This is a genomic window from Nocardia tengchongensis, assembly GCF_054781395.1.
The window spans coordinates 1-1,126 of sequence record NZ_BAAGUM010000023.1 but is presented as its reverse complement, the minus strand read 5'-3'; the positions used below and the strand labels follow the sequence as shown (position 1 = coordinate 1,126).

Annotated in this window: 1 rRNA gene; it reads right to left on the bottom strand. The window is 56.9% G+C overall.

What is annotated here, in order from left to right:
• Positions 1-1,126 (bottom strand): 23S ribosomal RNA (locus tag ACYVKL_RS38685); the annotation flags it as partial.

Genomic DNA, 1,126 nt, shown 5'->3' with positions numbered 1-1,126 from the left:
CCATCGCTTACCTACTACAGCCAGGGTCGTATGCAGCCGTCCTCCCTCTCGCCCGAAGGCTCGATAAGAGAACATTTGGATACTTAGCACAACTGATTCGATATTTGGCGCGGATACACGGGTACGGGAATATCAACCCGTTGTCCATCGACTACGCCTGTCGGCCTCGCCTTAGGTCCCGACTCACCCTGGGCGGATTAACCTGGCCCAGGAACCCTTGGTCATTCGGCGGACGAGTTTCTCACTCGTCTTTCGCTACTCATGCCTGCATTCTCACTCGCATGGCCTCCACGGCTGGATCACTCCGCCGCTTCCCTGGCCATACGACGCTCCCCTACCCATCCAGACTCCTGGCCCGAAGGCGGGATAATGTCTGAATGCCGCGGCTTCGGCGGTGTACTTGAGCCCCGCTACATTGTCGGCGCAGGATCACTTGACCAGTGAGCTATTACGCACTCTTTCAAGGGTGGCTGCTTCTAAGCCAACCTCCTGGTTGTCTTCGCGACCCCACATCCTTTTCCACTTAGTACACGCTTAGGGGCCTTAGCCGGCGATCTGGGCTGTTTCCCTCTCGACTACGAAGCTTATCCCCCGCAGTCTCACTGCCACGCTCTCACACACCGGCATTCGGAGTTTGGCTGACTTCGGTAAGCTTGTGGGCCCCCTAGGCCATCCAGTAGCTCTACCTCCGGTGTGAAACACGTGACGCTGCACCTAAATGCATTTCGGGGAGAACCAGCTATCACGGAGTTTGATTGGCCTTTCACCCCTACCCACAGCTCATCCCCTCAGTTTTCAACCTAAGTGGGTTCGGGCCTCCACGACGTCTTACCGTCGCTTCACCCTGGCCATGGGTAGATCACTCCGCTTCGGGTCCATAGTGTGCGACTGAAGGGCGCCCTATTCGGACTCGCTTTCGCTACGGCTCCCCCACACGGGTTAACCTTGCCACACACCGATGACTCGCAGGCTCATTCTTCAAAAGGCACGCCATCACCCCACAAAGAGGCTCTGACGGATTGTAAGCGCACGGTTTCAGGTACTATTTCACTCCCCTCCCGGGGTACTTTTCACCTTTCCCTCACGGTACTAGTCCGCTATCGGTCACCAGGTAGTATTCAGGCTT